This window comes from Brevundimonas sp. GW821-FHT12E07 (genome assembly GCF_058807035.1).
This window is the reverse complement of the sequence record NZ_JBXAQH010000005.1, coordinates 41,510-59,219: the sequence shown is the minus strand read 5'-3', so window position 1 is coordinate 59,219 and position 17,710 is coordinate 41,510. Positions and strand designations below refer to the sequence as shown.

The window sequence follows — 17,710 nt, the reverse complement described above, 5'->3', positions numbered from 1 at the left end:
GACAAATGACCGCGAAAGTCCGGAAGCGGACTCCACGCCGGATCGTCCCTCGCCCTCCCTTGCCGGCCTCGCCACCCTCGCGCGACCATTTCAGGAGGGGCGGATGACGGACGATAGCAACACCACGAACACGGGACCGGAGGACCGCCTCGGCGGGGGGCTGATGCTGGGCGGGACCCTGGCGGCCCTGTTCCTGATGATGCACCACCCGACTTCCCTACACGGACCGGACGACGGCCATCTGATGCGCGACTGGAGCAACGGGCTGGTTCACGGCGGGATGATCGCCTGCATCCTGGTCCTGATGGCGGGCGCCACGGTGCTGCCGCGGCGGCTGGGCGAGCAGTATCTGTCGGTGCGGGCGGGCGCCCTGGCCTTCAACGGCGGCATGGTCGCCCTGATCGGCGCGACCCTGGTCAACGGCTTCGCCCTGCCCCGCATCATGGCCCATGCGGCCAACCACGACCTGGCCCGGCTTCAGGCATCACCCTTCGGCGCCCTCAATCAGGTGCTGGCCTTCTTCGGCATGATCCTGATCGGTCTCGCCTGCGCCCTCTGGGCCGTACGGATGCTGCGAATGGGCCTGATGACGAAGGTCGCGGGCGCGGTTGGAATCGGGGTCGCCCTCCTCTCCGGCTGGTGGCTGATGCACGGCCATGGCGACTTCAGCCTGCTGCCCGCCGTGATCGCCTTGACGGTCTTCGCCGTCTGGTCGCTGATCGTCGCCGTCCAGCTGATCCGGAGCCGACTCCATTGACCGACACCCACCATATCGCCGCCATCGTCCCCGCCAGCGATCTGGAGGCCAGCACCGCCTTCTATCGCCGGCTGGGGCTGGAGGTGATCAGCGACCACGGCCATTACCGGCTGCTGGCCGACGGGCGCGGCTGGCGGCTGCATCTGAACCGGGTCACCGGCTGGCCGGCGACGGTCGAGGACAACCCGCTGGGCCTCTACCTCTATGTCGAGGACGTCGACGCCGTCGCCGACCGGGTCCGCGACCTGATCATCGAGCCGGGTACGCCGCACCTGAAGCCCTGGGGGACCTATGAGTTCGCGGTCAGCGATCCCAACGGGACCCTCGTCCGCATCGGGCGGGCGGTTCACTGACCCTGTTCACGCCCGCCCGCCGGTCCTATGACGGCCGGGTGAGCGAGCCAGAACCCTTTGACGCCCGGCAGGATCTGAAGGACGCGCCGCGCGTCGGCGGGCGGATGCGGCCCAAGGATGCGGCGACCCTGATCCTGTTCCGCGGCAGTGCGGCTGGCCCTGAGGTGCTGATGGGCCGACGCGCGCCCGGGCATGTCTTCATGGCCTCCAAATGGGTCTTCCCCGGCGGCCGGGTGGAGCGAGGCGACTTCACCGCCGCCGCCACAGGCGATCTGGTCGAGGCGGCGCGGCTGGAGGCCGAGGTCCCCGCCCGTCGCGCCCGGGCCCTGGCCCTTGCCGCCATCCGCGAGACCTTCGAGGAGACGGGGATGATGCTGGCCCGCCCGGCCCCGGTCGCCACCGTCGCCGGCGGCTGGCGCGAGTTCCGGGCCGTCGGCGCCCTGCCCGACCTGTCCGTCCTGACCTATGTCGCGCGCGCCATCACCCCGCCGGGCCGTACGCGCCGCTTCGACGCCCGCTTCTTCATGGCAGAGGCCTCCGCCCTGCTGACGCCCGAACCCACCGCCGGATCGGGCGAGTTGGACGAGATCGCCTGGATGCCGCTCGCCGAGGCCCGCACGCTGGAACTGCCCGCCATCACCCGCATGGTTCTGGGCGAGGCGGCCGAGCGCCGCGCCGACCCGGGCCGCGCTCCGCCCTTCGTCCGCTTCGTGCGCGGCGCCCACCTGATCACCCGGGACTGACGGAGGGGTCGTCACGTTTCGACGGCTTGCCCAAACCGCCTGACTGAGGCTCTCTCGCACCACACGGAGTTCCGCATGCGTGTCCTGATCGCCCTCCTCGCCGGCCTTCTTCTCGTCGTCGCGCCCGTCCGGAGTCAGGCCGCCGCGCCGCAGCTCGACGCCATGACCCTGACCTGGCTGTCCTGGGGAAATGTCATGGAGGAGTGGACCTTCTCCCGCGACGGTCAGGGCCGCTGGCGCGACCGCGACAACAACGTCCGGACCTTCGCCATCAAGTCCGAGGACTTCGACCGCATCCGCGCGATCTTCCAGCCCTATGAGGGGCGGGCCTTCACCTGCGAGCGCACAATCTACGACCTTCCCTACGGCCGGCTGAAATGGTCGCGCGCGGGCCGGCCGGACGAGACCCTGGCCTGGGACCGCGGCTGCGTCGCCCGCGATGCGATCGAGGTCATGAACCGGGTGGATGAGGCCGAGGCCATCCTCACCCGCCTGCGCGACGGAAGCTGAGCATGACCGGAATCACCCTGCGCCTGACCATCGCCGATCCGGTCCCCGGCATGACCTACAGCCTGCAGGACCAGAAATCGGTCCCGGTCGGCCCGGTCGTGGCCACGGACGCCCCCTTGTCCTTCGACGTGCCGGTCAAGCTGTCCGACGACAATCGCCTGACCGGCCCCTTCGTCCGGCGCGAGGGGGCGGAGCGCCGCTTCGTCTATATCGCCATAGGAGGGCAGGCTGGTGGCCATACGACGATCAGCCGCCGCGCCAAGATCGACGTCCACCAGCTGGGCCCCTTGCTGGATCAGGCCCGGGCCGGAAAGACCCTTGCGGTGACCCTTCCGGGCCGCGACAAGGACGGTCTTCCGGCCTGCGCGACGGTCAAACCCATCGAACCGTGGCGCCCCGTCTGAATCCACGTTGACTTCCGGGCGCGCCTGAGTATGTTCCGCGCCTCTTATTTTAGCGGCTTTCGCCGTCGCAGAGGTAATTCCGATGGCCAAGCCGGCTTCTATCAAAATCCGCCTGAACTCGACCGCCGACACCGGCTTCTTCTACGTCACCAAGAAGAATGCCCGCACCATGACCGAGAAGATGGTCGTCAACAAATACGACCCGATCGCGCGCAAGCACGTCGAGTTCAAGGAAGGCAAGATCAAGTAAGATCTGGCCCACCGCCTGAGTTCGAAACGCCCGGCTGGTCCTCCAGCCGGGCGTTTCTGATTCTGGCGCTCCGTCGCCGGATAATCGCAAAGCTGGTACCCTGCCCGCACATACAACGGGGAGGCAGGTCAGTGAATCCGAACAAGGCGTTGTGGGAAAAGGGTGATTTCACCAAGCTGGCGGAAGCTATGCGCGACAGCGGCGCGGCCTTCGTTGACGGATTGAACGTCGGGCCCGGCATGAAGGTGCTGGATCTGGGCTGCGGCGACGGCACGACCGCCCTGCCCTCGGCCCGGCTGGGCGCGGACGTCCTGGGCGTCGACATCGCCAGCAATCTGGTCGCGGCGGGCAATGCCCGGGCGGCGGCGGCGGGCCTGTCCAACCTGCGCTTTCAGGAGGGCGACGCCTCGGCCCTGACCGATCTCAAGGACGAGAGCTTTGATCTGGTGGTCAGCGTCTTCGGCGCCATGTTCGCGCCCCGCCCCTTCGATGTGGCCTCGGAGATGGTGCGGGTAACAAAGCCCGGCGGCCGGATCGTCATGGGCAACTGGATCCCCGGCGACCCGACCCTGGTCGCCCAGGTGCTCAAGATCAGCTCGGCCTACAGCCCGCCGCCGCCTGAGGGCTTCGTCAGCCCCATGACCTGGGGCGTGCCCGCCAATGTCGTCGAACGCTTCGGCGCCGCGGGCGTCCCCGCCGACCGGGTCTCTTGCGAGCCCCAGACCTATGTCTTCAGCCGCACCTGCTCGGTCCCGGACTATGTCGACATCTTCCGCTATTTCTACGGCCCGACCATGAACGCCTATGAGGCGGCGACGAAGGACGGGCGCGCCGAGGCGCTGCATGCCGAGTTGACGGCCCTGGTCGCGGCCCAGAACCAGGGCGGGCCGGGCGAGGTGGTGATCCCCGCCACCTTCCTGAAGGTTGTGGTCAGCAAGCCCTGAGGCCGGTCAGGCGGCCTAGGCGGCTCTGGCGATGACCTGGTTGCGGCCCGAGGCCTTGGCCTCATAGACGCCCTCGTCGGCCCGCTTGAGCAGGGCCTCGGGGGTATCGTCCGAGCCGAGGCTGGCCGAGACGCCGATCGAGACGGTCACGGTCAGGTGTTCCTTGCCGCCCATCACCCGGAACGGGGCCAGGCCGATGTCGCGGCGGATGCGGTCGGCGATGCGGTGGGCGTCGGCCAGGGTGGTGTCGGGCATGACCACCACAAACTCTTCCCCGCCCAGACGGCAGGGCAGGTCAACGGCGCGGACATTGGTCGCCAGCCGGACGGCGAACTCGGTCAGGACCTCGTCCCCCGCGTCATGACCGAAGCCGTCGTTGACCGATTTGAAGTGGTCGATGTCCAGCACCAGCACCGCGACCGGATCGCCGCCGTGGTTGGCGCGCTGGACGAAGGCCTGCAGCTGGCCGGCCATGTAGCGGCGGTTGTGCAGACCGGTCAGGGCGTCGGTGACCGCCATCTCGAGGCTGTAGTCCAGCTTCTCGCGCAGGAAGTCGGTGTAGCGCTTGCGGCGGATCTGGGTCCGCGCCCGGGCCGCCAGCTCTTCGGAATCGATGGGCCGCGACAGGATGTCGTTGACGCCCAGCTCCAGCGCCTTGACCAGACGTGGCCGCTCGGCGGCGTCGACGATGGCCAGGATGGGCAGGTGGCGGGTCGGCTCGGCCGAACGCACCTGGGCGATCAGGCGCAGGCCGTCGAAGCTGTCGGCGGCCGTGTTGACGATCATCAGGTCGATCAGGCCCTTGGAGGCGATCAGGGCGGCGCCCGCGTCGGTCTCGACCACCGGCCGGTGTTCGCGCGATAGTTCCTCGACGATCCGGGCCGACTGGCGCTCGTTGTCGTCGACGATCAGGACTCGACCGCCGGAGCCGCGCAGACGTCCGGCGCCGTCGGTGGAGACGCCCAGCCGGCGGCCGCTCTCCTCGCGCTCGCGCAGCTCGTCCATGATCAGCTTCAGCCGGACCAGCGACCGGACCCGGGCGAACAGCACCAGATCGTCCAGCGGCTTGGTCAGGAAGTCGTCGGCGCCGGCGTCCAGCCCGCGGATACGGTCCTCGCGGCCGTCCAGGGCGGTGACCAGCACCACCGGGATATGGCGCGTCTCGGGATCGGCCTTCAGCCGCTTGCAGGTCTCGAACCCGTCCATGCCGGGCATCATGACGTCCAGCAGGATGATGTCGGGCTTCTCGGCCGAGGCCAGCTTTAGGGCCGTCAGCCCGTCGTGGCAGCTCAGGACGTCATAGTATTCGAGCGTCAGCTTGGCTTCGAGCAGGCGGACGTTCGGCTCGACGTCATCGACGACCAGGATGCGCGCGGTCATCGGGTGGCTGCCGGTACGGGCGCGCCCAGATGCTTCCGCACCGTCTCCAGGAAGTGCATCACCGAGATCGGCTTGGAGATATAGGCCTCGCAGCCGCCCTGACGGATCCGCTCCTCGTCGCCCTTCATGGCGAAGGCGGTGACGGCGATGACGGGGATATGGGCTAGCTCCTCGTCGTCCTTCAGCCACTTGGTGACTTCGAGACCCGAAATCTCGGGCAGCTGGATGTCCATCAGAATCAGATCGGGCATGTGCTGACGCGCCAGAGCCATCGCCTGCAGCCCTTCGCGGGTCTGCAGGGTCTGGTACCCTTGCGAGTCGAGCAGATCATGAAACAGCTTCATGTTCAGCTCGTTATCCTCGACGATGAGGACTTTCTTGGACATCATCACCTGGTCTGGTTCGCCTCCGGTCGCGCTGCGGCGTGGAGGCTGGGTCGCCTTCTTCCCGTGCAATATGGGCGCCCGGGTCTTAAGTTGACGTGAAGCCGGAACCGGCCCCGGAGAAATCAGCTTTGGCCATCACGGCGATCTGCCGCGACTGTCTGTGGAACGGGGCCGAGGCGCCGGGCGACGGGCGCTGTCCGGACTGCGGTTCGCGGCGGATGGTCTGCGATCCGGAACTCGATCAGCTGACCATCGCCCACCTCGATTGCGACGCCTTCTACGCCTCGGTAGAGAAGCGCGACCGGCCCGAACTCAGGGACAAGCCGGTCATCGTGGGCGGCGGCGTACGGGGCGTGGTCTCGACCTGCTGCTATGTCGCGCGGATGTACGGCGTCCATTCGGCCATGCCGATGTTCAAGGCGCTCAAGACCTGTCCCGACGCCACGGTGATCAAGCCGGACTTCTCGAAGTACGTCTTTGAATCGCAGCGCATCTTCGGCTTCGTCGGCGAGCTGACGCCCCTGGTTCAGACCCTGTCGCTGGACGAGGCCTGGATCGATCTGGCCGGCACCGAGCGGCTGAACGGCGGCCCGCCGGCGCTGCAGCTGATCCGGCTGATGAAGCGGATCGAAGACGAGACGGGGCTCACCGTCTCCATCGGCCTGGCTCCCAACCGCTTCCTCGCCAAGATGGCGTCCGAGATGGACAAGCCACGCGGCTTCTCGGTCGTGTCGAAGCGCGACGCCCAGGCCATTCTCGCGCCCCGCCCGGTCACCGCCCTGCCCCACGTCGGCCCGGTCTTCGGCAAGACCCTCAGGAGCGACGGCTTCAACACCATCGGCGATCTGGCCGCCGCCGATGTGAAGGATCTGGTCAAACGCTATGGCGAGGCGGGTCTGAGGCTGCACGACCTGTCCCACGCCCGCGATAACCGTCCGGTGCGCCCCGAGCACGACCGCAAGGGAATGAGCGCCGAGACCACCTTCAACACCGACCTGACCACCGCCGAGGATCTGGAGGCCGAGCTCTGGCCCCTGTGCGAGAAGCTGGCGTCAAAGGCACGCCGCGACGGGGTCGCCAGCCGGGTCGTGGTGCTGAAACTGCGCCGCACCGACTTCAAGATCATCACCCGCCGGATCACCGCGCCCGAGCCGATCCAGACCGCCCGCGCCCTGTTCGCCATCGGCCGCGACCTGCTCAGGCCCGAGCTGGGCCAGCCCTATCGCCTGATCGGCATCGGCATGGCCGATGTGGTCGACGCTGTGGAGGGCCCCACCGGCCTGTTCGCCTCAACCGAAAGCCGCGCCCTCAAGACCGAGACCACCATCGACAGGCTGCGCGCCAAGTTCGGCAAGGACGCGGTGGTGGCGGGGCGGGCCCTCAGGAAGTAGGCGCAGCCTCCGCCCGCGCCGTCAGATAGGCGTGGAGCGCGGCGATGTCCGCGTCCGTGAAGGCGCTGAAGTTCTCGCGGGCGACCTCCGACATCAGCCCCTTGGTCTTGCCGTCCATGGCCACGCCGGTGCGCATCAGCTTGGTGAAGCCCGGGAGGTCGTAGGAGGCCGCGATCAGCAGGTCGGGCGTATCCCCTTCCCGGCCCTTGAGATCGGAGTTGTGGCATTCGCCACAGACGGTCATGGCCAGATGGCGGCCGCGCGCGAACTGAGGCCCCGCATCCATCGCCGGGTTGGCCTTCGCCTCGGCGACCCAGGCCGGCGTCGACTTCGCCTGTCCCAGCAGAATTCTCAGACGCCCCAAGGGCCCGAAGGTCTCGCGCGGGCGGTCGGGGCCGGCCGCAGGATGGGTGCGCAGCCAGGCGATGACGTCGGCGACCTCGGCGTCCGTCATCGTGGTCCAGGTCTCGGACGGCATGGCCCAGAGCTTCGTTCCGTCGGCGCGCACGCCCGAGCGGATCGCGCGCGCCAGCTGGCTGTCCGTATAGTGCGGCGTGACCCGCGTCAGATTGGCCGTGTAGACCGAGCCCTGCCAGAAGTCCTTGCCCCACTCCCCGCCCTGCAGGTTGCGCTCGTGGCAGCCGTCGCAGCCCGACACCCGGCCGATATAGGCGCCCCGCGCCACCGCCCCGGGATCGCTGGCCGCCACGATGGTCGGCATTGGCGTTTCAGGCTTCGACCTGATGATGATCTCGCTGCCGCCATAGACCACGGCGAAGGCCAGGACGATCAGCCCCGTCAGGGCGATCAGCCCCCATCGGATGAACTTCAGCATCGACCGATCCCCCAGCGATGTCCGATGATCACCGATATCCGAAACTTTGGCCAGCCGTCTTCAACGGCCCTTAACGGCGATGTGTCAGGGTGCCGCCATGTCCGCCTTCATCGACAAGATGCGCCGCCGCGCCGGCCGCTACCTCGACGTCCGCCCGGTGCGGATCGCGCCTGACCGCGGGGTCTTCAGCCTGTCGTTCGACGACATTCCGCGCACCGCCTGGACCGAGGCCGGGCCGATCCTGGCCGAGCATGGCATCACGGCGACCTACTATGTCTGCGGCGGCCTGTCGGACGGCTCCAATCTCGACCTGCCGCAGTTCTCGACGGACGACCTTCAGGCCCTGCACGAGGCCGGGCACGAGGTCGGCTGCCACACCTATGAGCATGTCTCGACCCTGACCCTGTCGCCGGCGGAGCTGGACGCCAGCTTCGCGAGGAACGCCGCCTGGGTGGCTGAGCGGCTGGACGGATACGTCATGCGCACCTTCGCCTATCCGTTCGGCGACGCCTCGCTGGGCTCCAAGGCCGTGGTCGACAGCCGCTTCCTGTGCGGACGCGGCGTGCGCGACGGGATCAACGCCGGAAAGGCCGACCGCGCCAACCTTCAGGCCATCGGTCTGGAGAGCCGCCGCATCCCCGGCTACGACCTCGAGGCAATGATGGCCAAGACGGCCGAAGAGAAGGGCTGGCTGATCGCCTACGGCCACGACGTCATGGACGGCCCGACGCCCTACGGCTGCACCCCCGACGACCTCGACCGCGTGATCAGACTGGCCAAGGCCGCGGATCTGGAGATCCTGCCGGTCGCGGCGGCGTGGGAGCGGGTGGCGGCCTGAGCGACGCTTCCCCACAGCTCGTCAACCGAACTGGACCGAGCTAACCTCACCGCATGAGCCAAGCGAATTGGGTGCATGCGTGGAACCGCAAGATCTGGCGATCGGGCCAGATCTTCGTCGTCCTGTGGGAAGTCTTCGTTCTCGGCATGACAGCCGCCGCAGCCGCTGACGTCACCTTCCATCTCGGCTGGGGATACCGGCTCAAGGATGTCTGGGGCGGCCTGCTGATGGCTGCGTTCGGGATCTTCTTCCTAGGGTTCTATTGGGCGATCAACAGACTGGTTGGGCGGTTGAATACCCACTTCTACGGACCGCCGACCAACCTCTAGCGCCTCAGGCCGCTTCCTTTTCCGCCTCGGCCATCGCGGCGGCTCGCTTGTCGGCCCACGGGATCAGCGTCGACTTCGGCCAGGCGACCAGCCACGACCGCGGCAGGTACTCGCCGCTTTCGATCATGCCCCGGCGGGTCGGCGACGTCGCGCCGGCGCGGTCGGAATGGATCTGGCCCGGGCCCTGATGGATGATGAAGGCGCCGCCCTTGAGCGGGTTGAGGCGCAGATAGGCCATGCGCGGGCTGATCGTTTCCAGCGGCGGATCGTAGAACCAGCTCGAACCGATCATGCCGGCCAGCTCGGGACGGCGCTTGCAGATCGCGGCGGCCGAGGCCCAGGCCTGGTCCCAGCCGGACTCGGAGAAGTCGTCGGTGTGGCGGCTTTCGGTATGGACCTCCAGCCAGGGCTTCTTCCACCCTTGAGCCTTCACATAGGCGATCAGCTGGCTCCAGCCGTATCCGTCGCGGCCGTTCCTCACCACCTGCCCCGGCCCCATCGGCGAGGACAGGTCGATGGTCTGGGTCCTGGCGCCCGGGACGCTGAGCACCAGCGAGAAGCGCACATCCTTGGCCCAGTGGTCGCGGTCGTAGTCGGCGCCCGTCCCGGCGGCCTCGGTCAGGAAGGCGGCCAGCTTGTCGAGCCAGAACGGATAGAACTGCAGCACCTCGGGCGGCAGGTCCGCCTCCTTGACCCGCCCCGGCAGCTCCAGCGCCCAGGTGGCGACCAGGGCGCGGCGCAGGGCGTCGGTCGCGCCGTCTCCGAGCGCCTCGTCCGCGGCATGGGCCGGCAGGTCGAAATTCCAGTGGCTGGCCGAGGCCTTCGCCGAATAGACCGCCTCCACCGAGGCGATGTCGACCACCGCGCGCTCTTCGGCGCCGAGGCGGTCACGGATGGCCTTGAAGGCCGCGATCTGGGCAGTCGAGAGCGTTTCCATGGGCACAGCATGGCACACGCCGGTTGGCGAACCTTTAAGCGGCCAGACCGAGGTCGGCCCAAAGTTAGGAGGCGGGCGCGGTCCGGGTCCGATAAATGGAAGGCCTGCTATCAGACAGGTGTGCGGACATGGACGAGATCGAGAGACTGAGGGGGCAGGCCCGCAAGGCGCGCCAGTTCGCCGTCACCGTGGACGAGAAGACGCGCACCGCCCTCCAGGACTACGCCCGCGAATGCGAGCAGAAGGCCGAAGAGCTGGCCGAGGGCCGCAGCGGACCGCCCGAGGGAACGCGGCTTTCCTGAGCGGCTTCTGCTCCTGGCGGGTGACGGGACCGGCGCGGCGCGCTAAACCCCCGGCGTCCCTCAAAGGAGCATTCCGCATGACCGTCGCCGCCCGTATCGCCGAACTCGGCATCACCCTGCCCGAGCCCGCCAAGCCGGTCGCCAGCTATGTCTCCTTCGTCCAGACCGGCAATCTGGTCCATATCTCGGGCCAGCTGTCGAACGACGCCTCGGGCGGGATCAAGGGCACCGTCGGCGTCGATGTGACCCCGGAACAGGCCGCCGCCGCCGCCCGCCTGTGCGCCATCAACCTGATCGCCCAGATCAACGCCGCCGTGGACGGCGATCTGGAGCGCGTCGTGCGCATCGTGAAGCTGGGCGGCTTCGTCCAGGCCGGACCGGGCTTCACCGCCATCCCCGCCGTCATCAACGGCTGCTCTGACCTGATGGTCGAGGTCTTCGGCGACGCCGGCAAGCACGCCCGCTCGGCCGTCGGCGTCTACCAGCTGCCGCTGGGCTTCGCCGTCGAGGTGGACGCCATCGTGGAAGTCCGCTGAGCCTGACGTCAAACTATACGATCCACGTCCATGACAGCCTCGCGGCCATCGGTCGCGAGGCCTGGGACGCCTGCGCCGACCTGACCGGCGATCCCTTCGTCTCCTACGACTTCCTGCACGCCTGCGAGGCCTCCGACAGCGCCTCCCCGCGTCAGGGCTGGGCGCCGCGCCACCTGAGCCTGCGCGACGACAACGACGACGTCCTCGGCGTCATGCCCCTCTATCTGAAGGGCAACAGCCAGGGCGAATACGTCTTCGACCACAGCTGGGCCGACGCCTATGAGCGGGCCGGCGGGCGCTACTATCCCAAGCTTCTGGGCGCCGTGCCCTTCACGCCCGCGACCGGGCCGCGCTTCCTGCACGCGCCCGGCACGGACGCCGCGACGGTGCGGCAGGCCCTGCTTCAGGGCGCGCTGGGCCTGACCGGCCAGACGGGCGTCTCGTCCCTGCACGTCAACTTCCCGACCGAGGCCGAGTGGCGGGCCATGGGGGAGATGGGCTTGCTGCTGCGGCAGGACATGCAGTTCATCTGGCGCAACGACGGCTACCAGACCTTCGACGACTTCCTCTCCGCCCTGTCCTCCAACCGACGCAAGACCATCCGCCGAGAGCGCCGCGACGCGCAGGACGGCCTCGACATCCGCGTCCTGACCGGGGCGGAGATCACCGAAGCCCACTGGGACGCCTTCTTCGCCTTCTACATGGACACCGGATCACGCAAGTGGGGCCGGCCCTATCTGACGCGGGAGTTCTTCGCGATGATCGGCCGGACCATGGCCGACCGCATCGCCCTGGTCATGGCCTTCCGCGGCGCGACGCCGATCGCCGGCGCCCTCAACTTCATCGGCCGCGACGCCCTGTACGGCCGTCAGTGGGGCACGCTGGAGGACGTTCCATTCCTCCACTTCGAGCTCTGCTACTATGCGGCCATCCAGTTCGCGATCGAGCGCGGCCTGTCGCGCGTCGAGGCGGGGGCGCAGGGCGACCACAAGATCGCGCGAGGCTATCTGCCCTCCCCCGTCTATTCGGCCCACTACATCGCCGACAAGGCGCTGAGGGTCCCGGTGGCGCGCTATCTGGATCAGGAACGCCCCGGCATGGCCGCCGAGATCGAGGCCATGACGCGCGAGCTGTCGCCGTATCGGAGCACGACGTGACCGATCTCACTCTCGCGTTCGAAACCGACCTCGTTGGGCGGTCCTGCCGAGTCCGACGCCGCGAGACTGACTGGGACTTGGACCTGCGGGACGACAGAGGCCTCGCGGTCTCCTGTCACTGGAGGATCGTGTCGCCCGAGGGGATCGCCTTGACCGACGAGGACGACAAACAGTGGTTCGGCCTGCCCGAGCCTGTCGATGCGGAAGCTCGGGCGAACGCCTTGCTGTCCGACGCCATAATCGCGTCCGTGAAGGTCGATCGGACGACCGCGGACCTCTGCCTGTGGTTCTCGAACGGCCTGCGGCTGGACCTGTTCAACAACTCGTCGGGGTACGAGGGCTGGCAGGCAAGTTTCACGGCCGAAGGCCAGGGCCACACGATCATCGCAATGGGCGGTGGCGGGCTGACCTTCTTCTGACCTAACCGATCCCCGCCAGCCGGGTCAGCTCCGCGACATGGGTCTTGAAGGCGGCGCGACCCTGGGCGGTCAGCTTCAGCCAGGTGCGCTGGCGGCCGCCCGCGGCGACCTTTGAGACGGCGACATAGCCCGCCTCCTCCAGCTGCTTCACATGTTTGGACATGACCGAGTCGGACACCTCCACGGCGTCGCGGACCATGGCGAACTCGGCCTGATCGACCTCGGCCAGGATGGCGCAGATCTGCAGCCGGCCCGGCGCGTGGATCACGGGATCGAAGACGGGAGCCCTCACCGGTCGGCCGTCTCGGTGAGGAAGACCTTCGTCCACAGCCGCGACCCGACCCAGGCGGCGACGAAGGCCAGGACGGTCAGGGGCAGGCCGATCCAGAGCTGGTGATGCCAGCCGGCCCAGATGGCGACCAGCATCAGGCTCACCAGCACGGCGCCGAGCCCCCAGGCCACCCAGCGCGCCTTCTTCGGCGACACGCCCGAGATCTGGACCCCTGTCCGCTCCGTCCAACCCTTGTACAGCAGCGCCAGCCCAAGCGCCCCGCCGCAGGAGCACAGCACATTGAACGGCGACGGCAGGATCTGACCGCCCACCGCGATGGCGGCCAGGGTCGAATAGATCAGGGTGTAGCGGGTCGAGCCCTTGGGATCGCGGACGGCCTCGCGCACCGCCTCACGGGACTTGCGGATGGCCTCCAGCGCCTCGGCGGGGGTCTGCTGCGGATCGGTCATGGCGAGGTTCTCACTTTCCATACTGGAAAATGATCCTGACTTTCCACATCGTCAAGTGATAACTTTCCAGATCGGAAAGTTAGACTTCCAGCGCCCGGAACCACCGATCGACCAGCACGGCCTCGGCGCGCCTCAGGGCGGTGCGCTCGGCGTTGTCGGCGTCTACCCCCCACTGGCGCTCCTGATAGTCCTCGTCGAGGCGGCTGAGGTCGAAGGCGGCCTCGCCGGTCAGGGCGCCGCGCATCACGGCCAGACCCAGCACCGCCGAGCCCAGCAGGGGCACCGCCGTCGCCAGGGCCGTCAGGGCGAAGTCGTCGGCCTCAAGCGCCAGTTCGCGCACCCGGGTGATCGACGCCGGATCCTGCTCGCGGTGGATGATCCCCTCGGTCGGGGTCAGGACGACGCCGAGTTCCGACGCCGCCCAGTCGCGCCACGGCCCCCAGGCCTTCGCCTGTTCGGCCACCAGACCGCTGGGATGTTCGGCGAGGTAGCAGAGGGCGTCGGAGCCGGCGTAGGCGGCGATCTCGTCCGCCACCGGCTCGCGCGTGACGCTGACCCGGTCGATGGCGGTGGCGGCCAGACGGGTGGCGGGCATGGTCCCCGGCTCGATGAACTCGCCCTGGGCGGCCCATTCGTCGGCGACCAGACGGGCCGAGGCCTCGGTCGGCAGCAGATAGGTCGCGCCCGCCGGCGTCTTGGGCGCACGGCCGTCCAGCACGACCTTCCAGCCTTCGCCCTCGGCGACCACGTCGGCGGTCTTCCAGAAGCGCTTGAGGCGCTCCTCGCTCTCACGGAAGCCCTTCCTGGCGGCGACCATGGGGTCCAGCGGCGGGATGTGGCTCATCAGGCGGTCTCGAGTACTTCGGCGGCGAAGGCGTTCAGATGGGCTTCGAGGTCGGCGAAGTCCACGGCGACGTGGCGGACGCCCGCGGCCCGCTGCTCCTCGGCCGTGTGGAAGCCCCATGAGACGCCGACGGCGGCGATGCCGGCATTGGCGGCCATGGTCGCGTCATGGGCGGTGTCGCCGATCATGATGGCGGTCGAGGGCGTGCCCTCGCAGGCGGCCATGGCGGCCAGCAGCATGGCCGGGTCGGGCTTGCCGGGGCCGTCCTCGGCGCAGTGGGTCGAGGCGAACAGCTCGGCCCAGCCCGGGCGGCCCATGTTACGGGCCACGCCGCGTCGGTTCTGGCCCGTGGCCATCGACAGCCGCCAGCCGTCGGCCTTCAGCCGGTGCAGCAGGTCCAGGGCGCCGTCGTAGAGCGGCTCCTCGTGGCCCGCCTCGAACATGCGGCGGAAGCTGGCCTGGAAGGCCGCGACGAAGTCGGCCAGCTCGGCGTCGGTCAGGGACGGCTCCAGCGCCTGCATGGCGTCGGGCAGGCTGAGGCCCACGATCTGGCGCACCCGGTCATAGGCCGGGTCGGGCAGGCCGAGCGCGCGCGACGCCTCGGTCGCCGCCTCGAAGATGGAGGCGCGGCTGTCTACGAGGGTGCCGTCGACGTCGAAGATGGCGAGGGGACGGGAGTGAAGTTGGGTCATGCGGGTACGACGTCAAAGGCGATGGTCAGGCGGGTTTGGGTCCCGCTGAAGGGCACGGTGCCGTGCCACATATAGGACGGGAACAGAACCAGACGCCCCGGCTGGGGCTTTTCGTAGTGATCGGGCGGCAGGGGCTGGACGCCGTCGAACGCGGGGGCGCCGAAGGCCAGCCAGCCCTCCTTGCCGTCCCCGTCCACTGCCGACGGCAGCTCGATATGGCAGGCCGAGGACAGCCAGCCCTTGGAATGGAAGTGGGGCGTGTGGAAGCCGCCGGGACGCAGCCGGACCGACCAGCAGCCGGCCAGCCGGTAGTCGCCGGTGTTGCGGCTTCGCAGCGGGTCGCTCCCCTGCCCCAGCATGGCCATGTGGCGGCGGATGGGGCCGTCGATGGCGGTGAAGAAGGCGCGGATGGCCGGATCCTGGCTGTGGCGCAGGTCCACGCTGGTCTGGGTGCCGTGCCTCAGGCTCTGGCCCACCGGATGCTCGGTCAGGGCGTGCAGCGGGGCCAGGGCGCGGGCCAGATCGGCCAGATAGGCGTCCAGCGTCGCCCAGCCGGGCGGGGTGTCGATGATGTGCCCGGCGACCACGGCGGCGTAGTCGGCGGGCGTCATGGCGCGCGGGTCGCCGGACAGCCGCCAGGCCGTGTGGCGGAAGGCGATGGCCTGCTGGTCCGTCGGGCGCTGCTCCAGCAGGGGGTCCAGAAGGGCCAGGGCCGCCTCGGGCTCGTTGCGGGCCAGATGTATCTCGACCAGCTGCTGGACCGCCGCCGGATTGCCGGGCGTCTGGGCCAGGGCGGCGCGGGCATGGGTCAGCGCCCGGTCGCGGTCGAAGCCCATGGCGGCGTGGGCGGCGGCCAGCTCGACCACCGGGTGGCCGGCGACGGGCGAGGCGGTCAGGTCGCGGTGGATGGCTTCGGGCGCGGCGCCCGCGAACCGGTCCAGCCTGGCGCGGGCGGCGTAGAGGTCGGGGCGGTCGGGAGCGCGGGCGATGGCGGCGGTCAACGGCGCCCGGGCCCGCTCGGCGTCGCCGGTCCGCATCCAGATCAGCTGGGACTGGTCGACCAGGGCGTCGAGATAGTCGGGCCGCCGCTTCAGGGCCTCGGCGAAGGCGGCTTCGGCCTCGTCGTGACGATCCTGCCCCTGCAGGGCGCGGGCGAGGACCAGCCAGGTCTCGGGCGCATCGCCGCCGACCACGAAGGCCTGACGGGCGGCAGCTTCCGCCTCGACGGCCCGGCCCATATCTCCGAGCCGCGCCGCGATGTTGTGGTGATGGGCCGCGACGCCGGGCGCCGCACGGGCCAGGGCGACGTGGATCGCCAGAGCCTCTTCATGGCGTTCTGCCGCGCTCAGCAGCTGGACCAGCATGTTGCGGTGGGCCGCGACCTGATCCGCCGGGGCGGCCTGCAGCAGGGCGATGGCGCCCGCCAGATCGCCCGCCACCGCGAGATCGCGCGCACGGGCGGTGCGGTCCGGCGCTGACAGGCTGCTGTCCCCCGTCATCGCTGGCGCTTCACCCCTTCGAACGGGTCGTAGTCGGCCTCGCTCTCGTCGAAGCCGAAATGCTGGAAGCCGGCGCGCAGCTCGGGGCTGATCGGGGCCTCGACGATCAGCTTGCCGCCCGAGGGGTGGTCCAGCTCGATACGGCGGGCATGGAGCTGCAGCTTGAGCGGGCCCGACAGCTCGGCCGAGCGCTCGTCGCCATATTTGGGGTCGCCCAGGATCGGATGGCCGATGCCCTTCATATGGGCGCGCAGCTGGTGGGTCCGGCCGGTGAAGGGGCGCAGGGCCATCCACGAGGCGCGCTGGCCGGCGTGGCTGATCAGGGCGAAGGCGGTCTCGGCCGGCTCGGCGCCGTTCTCCTTGCGGTCGGCGGGGCGCATGATCTCGAAGTCGTTGATGCCCGACTTCTTGAGCGCCATGTCGATCTGGCCCGACGAGGGCTTGGGCATGCCCTGGACGATGGCCCAGTAGGTCTTCTTGGCCTGACGCCGGGCGAAGGCGCCGGCCAGACGCTTGGCCGCCTCCGGCCCCTTGCCGAGCAGGAGGACGCCCGAGGTGTCGCGGTCCAGACGGTGGACCAGACGCGGCCGGTCCATCCCCTCGCCCCAGGCCGACAACAGACGGTCGACGTGGCGGGTGGTCTTGGTGCCGCCCTGGACCGCCAGGCCGTGCGGCTTGTTCAGGGCGATGACCAGGTCGTCCTCATAGATCACGAGGCTCTTGGCGAAGGCGATGTCGGCGGGCGTCAGAGCCATGTGCTCGCCGGGCGCGCGGACGATAGGCTCGGGGATCGGGGGCACGCGCACGGCGGCGCCGGCGGTCAGCCGCCCCTCGGGCTTGATGCGGGCGCCGTCGACGCGGATCTGGCCGCCCCGGGCCATCTTCTGCACCTGGATGTTGGACAGATGGGGCCAGCGCCGGCGGAACCAGCGGTCGAGACGGATGCCGTCCTCGGCCTCGGCGACATAGTGGACCTGGGCCTCGCGAGTACCGACCGGCCCTTTGGGCGCGGGTGCGGCGGAGGCGTCGTCGGAGGGGTCGTAGCTCATGCGGCGGCTCCGAAGGCGCGACGGGCGATCATCAGGCCCAGGAAGACGGCGGCGACCGCGCAGACCACCGAGACGGCGATATAGGCGGCGGCGAGACCCAGCTGGCGGCGCTCGATCATCAGGGCCACCTCCAGCGAGAAGGCCGAGAAGGTGGTGAAGCCGCCCAGAACGCCCACGGCGGCGAAGACGCGCACGCTTTCCTGGCTCGCCCCTCCGCGCGCGGCCAGCCAGCCGACGACCAGCCCCATGACGAGGCCGCCAACAAGGTTGACGGTCATGGTGCCGAAGGGCCAGGCCGCGCCGGGGAAGAGCCGCCCGGCGGCCAGTCCGACGCCGTAGCGCGCCACGGAGCCGAGCGCTCCGCCGATGGCGACGAGAAGGAAGCGTGTCATGATGCGGGGCTTATACCCTGCC

General features: G+C 69.3%; 25 protein-coding genes. 14 read left to right on the top strand and 11 right to left on the bottom strand.

What is annotated here, in order from left to right; all coding sequences use genetic code 11:
* Positions 1-103: 103 nt before the first annotated feature.
* From AC1ROD_RS17440 to AC1ROD_RS17410, 7 genes are all read left to right on the top strand, one after another.
* The gene (locus tag AC1ROD_RS17440; protein WP_492949520.1) at positions 104-757 is read left to right on the top strand and encodes a hypothetical protein; all 654 of its coding nucleotides are present in this window, start codon (positions 104-106) and stop codon (positions 755-757) included.
* Complete coding sequence (locus AC1ROD_RS17435; RefSeq protein WP_492949519.1) at positions 754-1,110, top strand: VOC family protein; 357 nt, start codon at positions 754-756, stop codon at positions 1,108-1,110. Before AC1ROD_RS17440 ends, AC1ROD_RS17435 begins: the two co-directional genes overlap by 4 nt.
* 38 nt (positions 1,111-1,148) lie before the next feature.
* Positions 1,149-1,853, top strand: coding sequence for an NUDIX hydrolase (locus AC1ROD_RS17430; RefSeq protein ID WP_492949518.1), 705 nt, complete (start codon positions 1,149-1,151; stop codon positions 1,851-1,853).
* A gap of 75 nt (positions 1,854-1,928) precedes the next feature.
* Positions 1,929-2,363 carry a hypothetical protein gene (locus tag AC1ROD_RS17425; protein WP_492949517.1) on the top strand — a complete coding sequence of 145 codons (435 nt, stop codon included), beginning with the start codon at positions 1,929-1,931 and terminating at the stop codon, positions 2,361-2,363.
* A 2-nt stretch (positions 2,364-2,365) separates the two neighbouring features.
* Positions 2,366-2,767, top strand: coding sequence for a DUF5990 family protein (locus AC1ROD_RS17420; protein ID WP_492949516.1), 402 nt, complete (start codon positions 2,366-2,368; stop codon positions 2,765-2,767).
* An 82-nt stretch (positions 2,768-2,849) separates the two neighbouring features.
* On the top strand, positions 2,850-3,017 hold the full coding sequence (rpmG, locus tag AC1ROD_RS17415) for a 50S ribosomal protein L33 (protein ID WP_492949515.1): 168 nt from the start codon (positions 2,850-2,852) through the stop codon (positions 3,015-3,017).
* 131 nt (positions 3,018-3,148) lie between these two features.
* Positions 3,149-3,961 carry a class I SAM-dependent methyltransferase gene (locus tag AC1ROD_RS17410; RefSeq protein ID WP_492949514.1) on the top strand — a complete coding sequence of 271 codons (813 nt, stop codon included), beginning with the start codon at positions 3,149-3,151 and terminating at the stop codon, positions 3,959-3,961.
* Positions 3,962-3,976: 15 nt separating this feature from the next.
* On the opposite strand, the gene AC1ROD_RS17405 is transcribed toward AC1ROD_RS17410, so the two are convergent.
* Together AC1ROD_RS17405 and AC1ROD_RS17400 are read right to left on the bottom strand one after the other, a co-directional pair.
* Positions 3,977-5,341 (bottom strand): PleD family two-component system response regulator, encoded by a 1,365-nt coding sequence (locus AC1ROD_RS17405; RefSeq protein WP_492949513.1) that lies wholly within the window; start codon positions 5,339-5,341, stop codon positions 3,977-3,979.
* On the bottom strand, positions 5,338-5,727 hold the full coding sequence (locus AC1ROD_RS17400) for a response regulator (RefSeq protein WP_492949512.1): 390 nt from the start codon (positions 5,725-5,727) through the stop codon (positions 5,338-5,340). Before AC1ROD_RS17400 ends, AC1ROD_RS17405 begins: the two co-directional genes overlap by 4 nt.
* A gap of 128 nt (positions 5,728-5,855) precedes the next feature.
* Here AC1ROD_RS17400 and AC1ROD_RS17395 point away from each other — a divergent pair, with 128 nt between their 5' ends.
* Positions 5,856-7,118: a DNA polymerase IV gene (locus AC1ROD_RS17395; RefSeq protein WP_492949511.1), complete on the top strand. Its 1,263-nt coding sequence runs from the start codon at positions 5,856-5,858 to the stop codon at positions 7,116-7,118.
* On the opposite strand, the gene AC1ROD_RS17390 is transcribed toward AC1ROD_RS17395, so the two are convergent.
* Positions 7,108-7,953 carry a c-type cytochrome gene (locus AC1ROD_RS17390; RefSeq protein WP_492949510.1) on the bottom strand — a complete coding sequence of 282 codons (846 nt, stop codon included), beginning with the start codon at positions 7,951-7,953 and terminating at the stop codon, positions 7,108-7,110. The genes AC1ROD_RS17395 and AC1ROD_RS17390 overlap by 11 nt on opposite strands.
* A 97-nt stretch (positions 7,954-8,050) precedes the next feature.
* Here AC1ROD_RS17390 and AC1ROD_RS17385 point away from each other — a divergent pair, with 97 nt between their 5' ends.
* Both AC1ROD_RS17385 and AC1ROD_RS17380 read left to right on the top strand, forming a co-directional pair.
* Entirely contained in the window at positions 8,051-8,791 is a 741-nt protein-coding gene (locus AC1ROD_RS17385; protein ID WP_492949509.1) for a polysaccharide deacetylase family protein, read from the top strand.
* Between the two features lie 53 nt (positions 8,792-8,844).
* On the top strand, positions 8,845-9,120 hold the full coding sequence (locus tag AC1ROD_RS17380) for a hypothetical protein (RefSeq protein WP_492949508.1): 276 nt from the start codon (positions 8,845-8,847) through the stop codon (positions 9,118-9,120).
* 4 nt (positions 9,121-9,124) lie between these two features.
* On the opposite strand, the gene AC1ROD_RS17375 is transcribed toward AC1ROD_RS17380, so the two are convergent.
* Positions 9,125-10,057, bottom strand: coding sequence for a hypothetical protein (locus tag AC1ROD_RS17375; protein WP_492949507.1), 933 nt, complete (start codon positions 10,055-10,057; stop codon positions 9,125-9,127).
* A gap of 128 nt (positions 10,058-10,185) precedes the next feature.
* Between AC1ROD_RS17375 and AC1ROD_RS17370 the strand changes: the two genes are divergently transcribed.
* From AC1ROD_RS17370 to AC1ROD_RS17355, 4 genes are all read left to right on the top strand, one after another.
* On the top strand, positions 10,186-10,359 hold the full coding sequence (locus AC1ROD_RS17370) for a hypothetical protein (RefSeq protein ID WP_492949506.1): 174 nt from the start codon (positions 10,186-10,188) through the stop codon (positions 10,357-10,359).
* Positions 10,360-10,436: 77 nt separating this feature from the next.
* Positions 10,437-10,895 carry a RidA family protein gene (locus AC1ROD_RS17365; RefSeq protein WP_492949505.1) on the top strand — a complete coding sequence of 153 codons (459 nt, stop codon included), beginning with the start codon at positions 10,437-10,439 and terminating at the stop codon, positions 10,893-10,895.
* A gap of 2 nt (positions 10,896-10,897) precedes the next feature.
* The gene (locus AC1ROD_RS17360) at positions 10,898-12,052 is read left to right on the top strand and encodes a GNAT family N-acetyltransferase (protein ID WP_492949678.1); all 1,155 of its coding nucleotides are present in this window, start codon (positions 10,898-10,900) and stop codon (positions 12,050-12,052) included.
* Positions 12,049-12,471: a hypothetical protein gene (locus tag AC1ROD_RS17355; protein WP_492949504.1), complete on the top strand. Its 423-nt coding sequence runs from the start codon at positions 12,049-12,051 to the stop codon at positions 12,469-12,471. The genes AC1ROD_RS17360 and AC1ROD_RS17355 overlap by 4 nt, the downstream gene beginning before the upstream one ends.
* 1 nt (position 12,472) lies before the next feature.
* Here AC1ROD_RS17355 and AC1ROD_RS17350 read toward each other — a convergent pair whose 3' ends face one another.
* From AC1ROD_RS17350 to crcB, 7 genes are all read right to left on the bottom strand, one after another.
* A complete protein-coding gene (locus tag AC1ROD_RS17350; RefSeq protein ID WP_492949503.1) occupies positions 12,473-12,763 on the bottom strand; it encodes a winged helix-turn-helix domain-containing protein in 291 nt (96 codons plus the stop codon).
* Positions 12,760-13,212 carry a hypothetical protein gene (locus AC1ROD_RS17345; protein WP_492949502.1) on the bottom strand — a complete coding sequence of 151 codons (453 nt, stop codon included), beginning with the start codon at positions 13,210-13,212 and terminating at the stop codon, positions 12,760-12,762. Before AC1ROD_RS17345 ends, AC1ROD_RS17350 begins: the two co-directional genes overlap by 4 nt.
* A 79-nt stretch (positions 13,213-13,291) precedes the next feature.
* Positions 13,292-14,056, bottom strand: coding sequence for an ATP12 family chaperone protein (locus tag AC1ROD_RS17340; protein WP_492949501.1), 765 nt, complete (start codon positions 14,054-14,056; stop codon positions 13,292-13,294).
* Positions 14,056-14,748 (bottom strand): HAD-IA family hydrolase, encoded by a 693-nt coding sequence (locus tag AC1ROD_RS17335; protein ID WP_492949500.1) that lies wholly within the window; start codon positions 14,746-14,748, stop codon positions 14,056-14,058. The genes AC1ROD_RS17340 and AC1ROD_RS17335 overlap by 1 nt, the downstream gene beginning before the upstream one ends.
* Complete coding sequence (locus tag AC1ROD_RS17330; protein ID WP_492949499.1) at positions 14,745-16,247, bottom strand: putative 2OG-Fe(II) oxygenase; 1,503 nt, start codon at positions 16,245-16,247, stop codon at positions 14,745-14,747. Before AC1ROD_RS17330 ends, AC1ROD_RS17335 begins: the two co-directional genes overlap by 4 nt.
* Positions 16,244-17,296 carry an RluA family pseudouridine synthase gene (locus tag AC1ROD_RS17325; protein WP_492949498.1) on the bottom strand — a complete coding sequence of 351 codons (1,053 nt, stop codon included), beginning with the start codon at positions 17,294-17,296 and terminating at the stop codon, positions 16,244-16,246. The genes AC1ROD_RS17330 and AC1ROD_RS17325 overlap by 4 nt, the downstream gene beginning before the upstream one ends.
* Positions 17,293-17,688 (bottom strand): fluoride efflux transporter CrcB, encoded by a 396-nt coding sequence (crcB, locus tag AC1ROD_RS17320; protein ID WP_492949497.1) that lies wholly within the window; start codon positions 17,686-17,688, stop codon positions 17,293-17,295. The genes AC1ROD_RS17325 and crcB overlap by 4 nt, the downstream gene beginning before the upstream one ends.
* Between the last annotated feature and the right edge of the window lie 22 nt (positions 17,689-17,710).

Excerpts from the sequence above, each read along its gene's own strand:
- AC1ROD_RS17440 (WP_492949520.1), top strand. The coding sequence starts at position 104 with ATGACGGACGATAGCAACACCACGAACACGGGACCGGAGGACCGCCTC.
- AC1ROD_RS17425 (WP_492949517.1), top strand. The coding sequence starts at position 1,929 with ATGCGTGTCCTGATCGCCCTCCTCGCCGGCCTTCTTCTCGTCGTCGCG.
- AC1ROD_RS17420 (WP_492949516.1), top strand. The coding sequence starts at position 2,366 with ATGACCGGAATCACCCTGCGCCTGACCATCGCCGATCCGGTCCCCGGC.
- rpmG (WP_492949515.1), top strand. The coding sequence starts at position 2,850 with ATGGCCAAGCCGGCTTCTATCAAAATCCGCCTGAACTCGACCGCCGAC.
- AC1ROD_RS17405 (WP_492949513.1), bottom strand. The coding sequence starts at position 5,341 with ATGACCGCGCGCATCCTGGTCGTCGATGACGTCGAGCCGAACGTCCGC.
- AC1ROD_RS17400 (WP_492949512.1), bottom strand. The coding sequence starts at position 5,727 with ATGTCCAAGAAAGTCCTCATCGTCGAGGATAACGAGCTGAACATGAAG.
- AC1ROD_RS17390 (WP_492949510.1), bottom strand. The coding sequence starts at position 7,953 with ATGCTGAAGTTCATCCGATGGGGGCTGATCGCCCTGACGGGGCTGATC.
- AC1ROD_RS17385 (WP_492949509.1), top strand. The coding sequence starts at position 8,051 with ATGTCCGCCTTCATCGACAAGATGCGCCGCCGCGCCGGCCGCTACCTC.
- AC1ROD_RS17380 (WP_492949508.1), top strand. The coding sequence starts at position 8,845 with ATGAGCCAAGCGAATTGGGTGCATGCGTGGAACCGCAAGATCTGGCGA.
- AC1ROD_RS17375 (WP_492949507.1), bottom strand. The coding sequence starts at position 10,057 with ATGGAAACGCTCTCGACTGCCCAGATCGCGGCCTTCAAGGCCATCCGT.
- AC1ROD_RS17370 (WP_492949506.1), top strand. The coding sequence starts at position 10,186 with ATGGACGAGATCGAGAGACTGAGGGGGCAGGCCCGCAAGGCGCGCCAG.
- AC1ROD_RS17365 (WP_492949505.1), top strand. The coding sequence starts at position 10,437 with ATGACCGTCGCCGCCCGTATCGCCGAACTCGGCATCACCCTGCCCGAG.
- AC1ROD_RS17345 (WP_492949502.1), bottom strand. The coding sequence starts at position 13,212 with ATGACCGATCCGCAGCAGACCCCCGCCGAGGCGCTGGAGGCCATCCGC.
- AC1ROD_RS17340 (WP_492949501.1), bottom strand. The coding sequence starts at position 14,056 with ATGAGCCACATCCCGCCGCTGGACCCCATGGTCGCCGCCAGGAAGGGC.
- AC1ROD_RS17335 (WP_492949500.1), bottom strand. The coding sequence starts at position 14,748 with ATGACCCAACTTCACTCCCGTCCCCTCGCCATCTTCGACGTCGACGGC.
- AC1ROD_RS17330 (WP_492949499.1), bottom strand. The coding sequence starts at position 16,247 with ATGACGGGGGACAGCAGCCTGTCAGCGCCGGACCGCACCGCCCGTGCG.
- AC1ROD_RS17325 (WP_492949498.1), bottom strand. The coding sequence starts at position 17,296 with ATGAGCTACGACCCCTCCGACGACGCCTCCGCCGCACCCGCGCCCAAA.
- crcB (WP_492949497.1), bottom strand. The coding sequence starts at position 17,688 with ATGACACGCTTCCTTCTCGTCGCCATCGGCGGAGCGCTCGGCTCCGTG.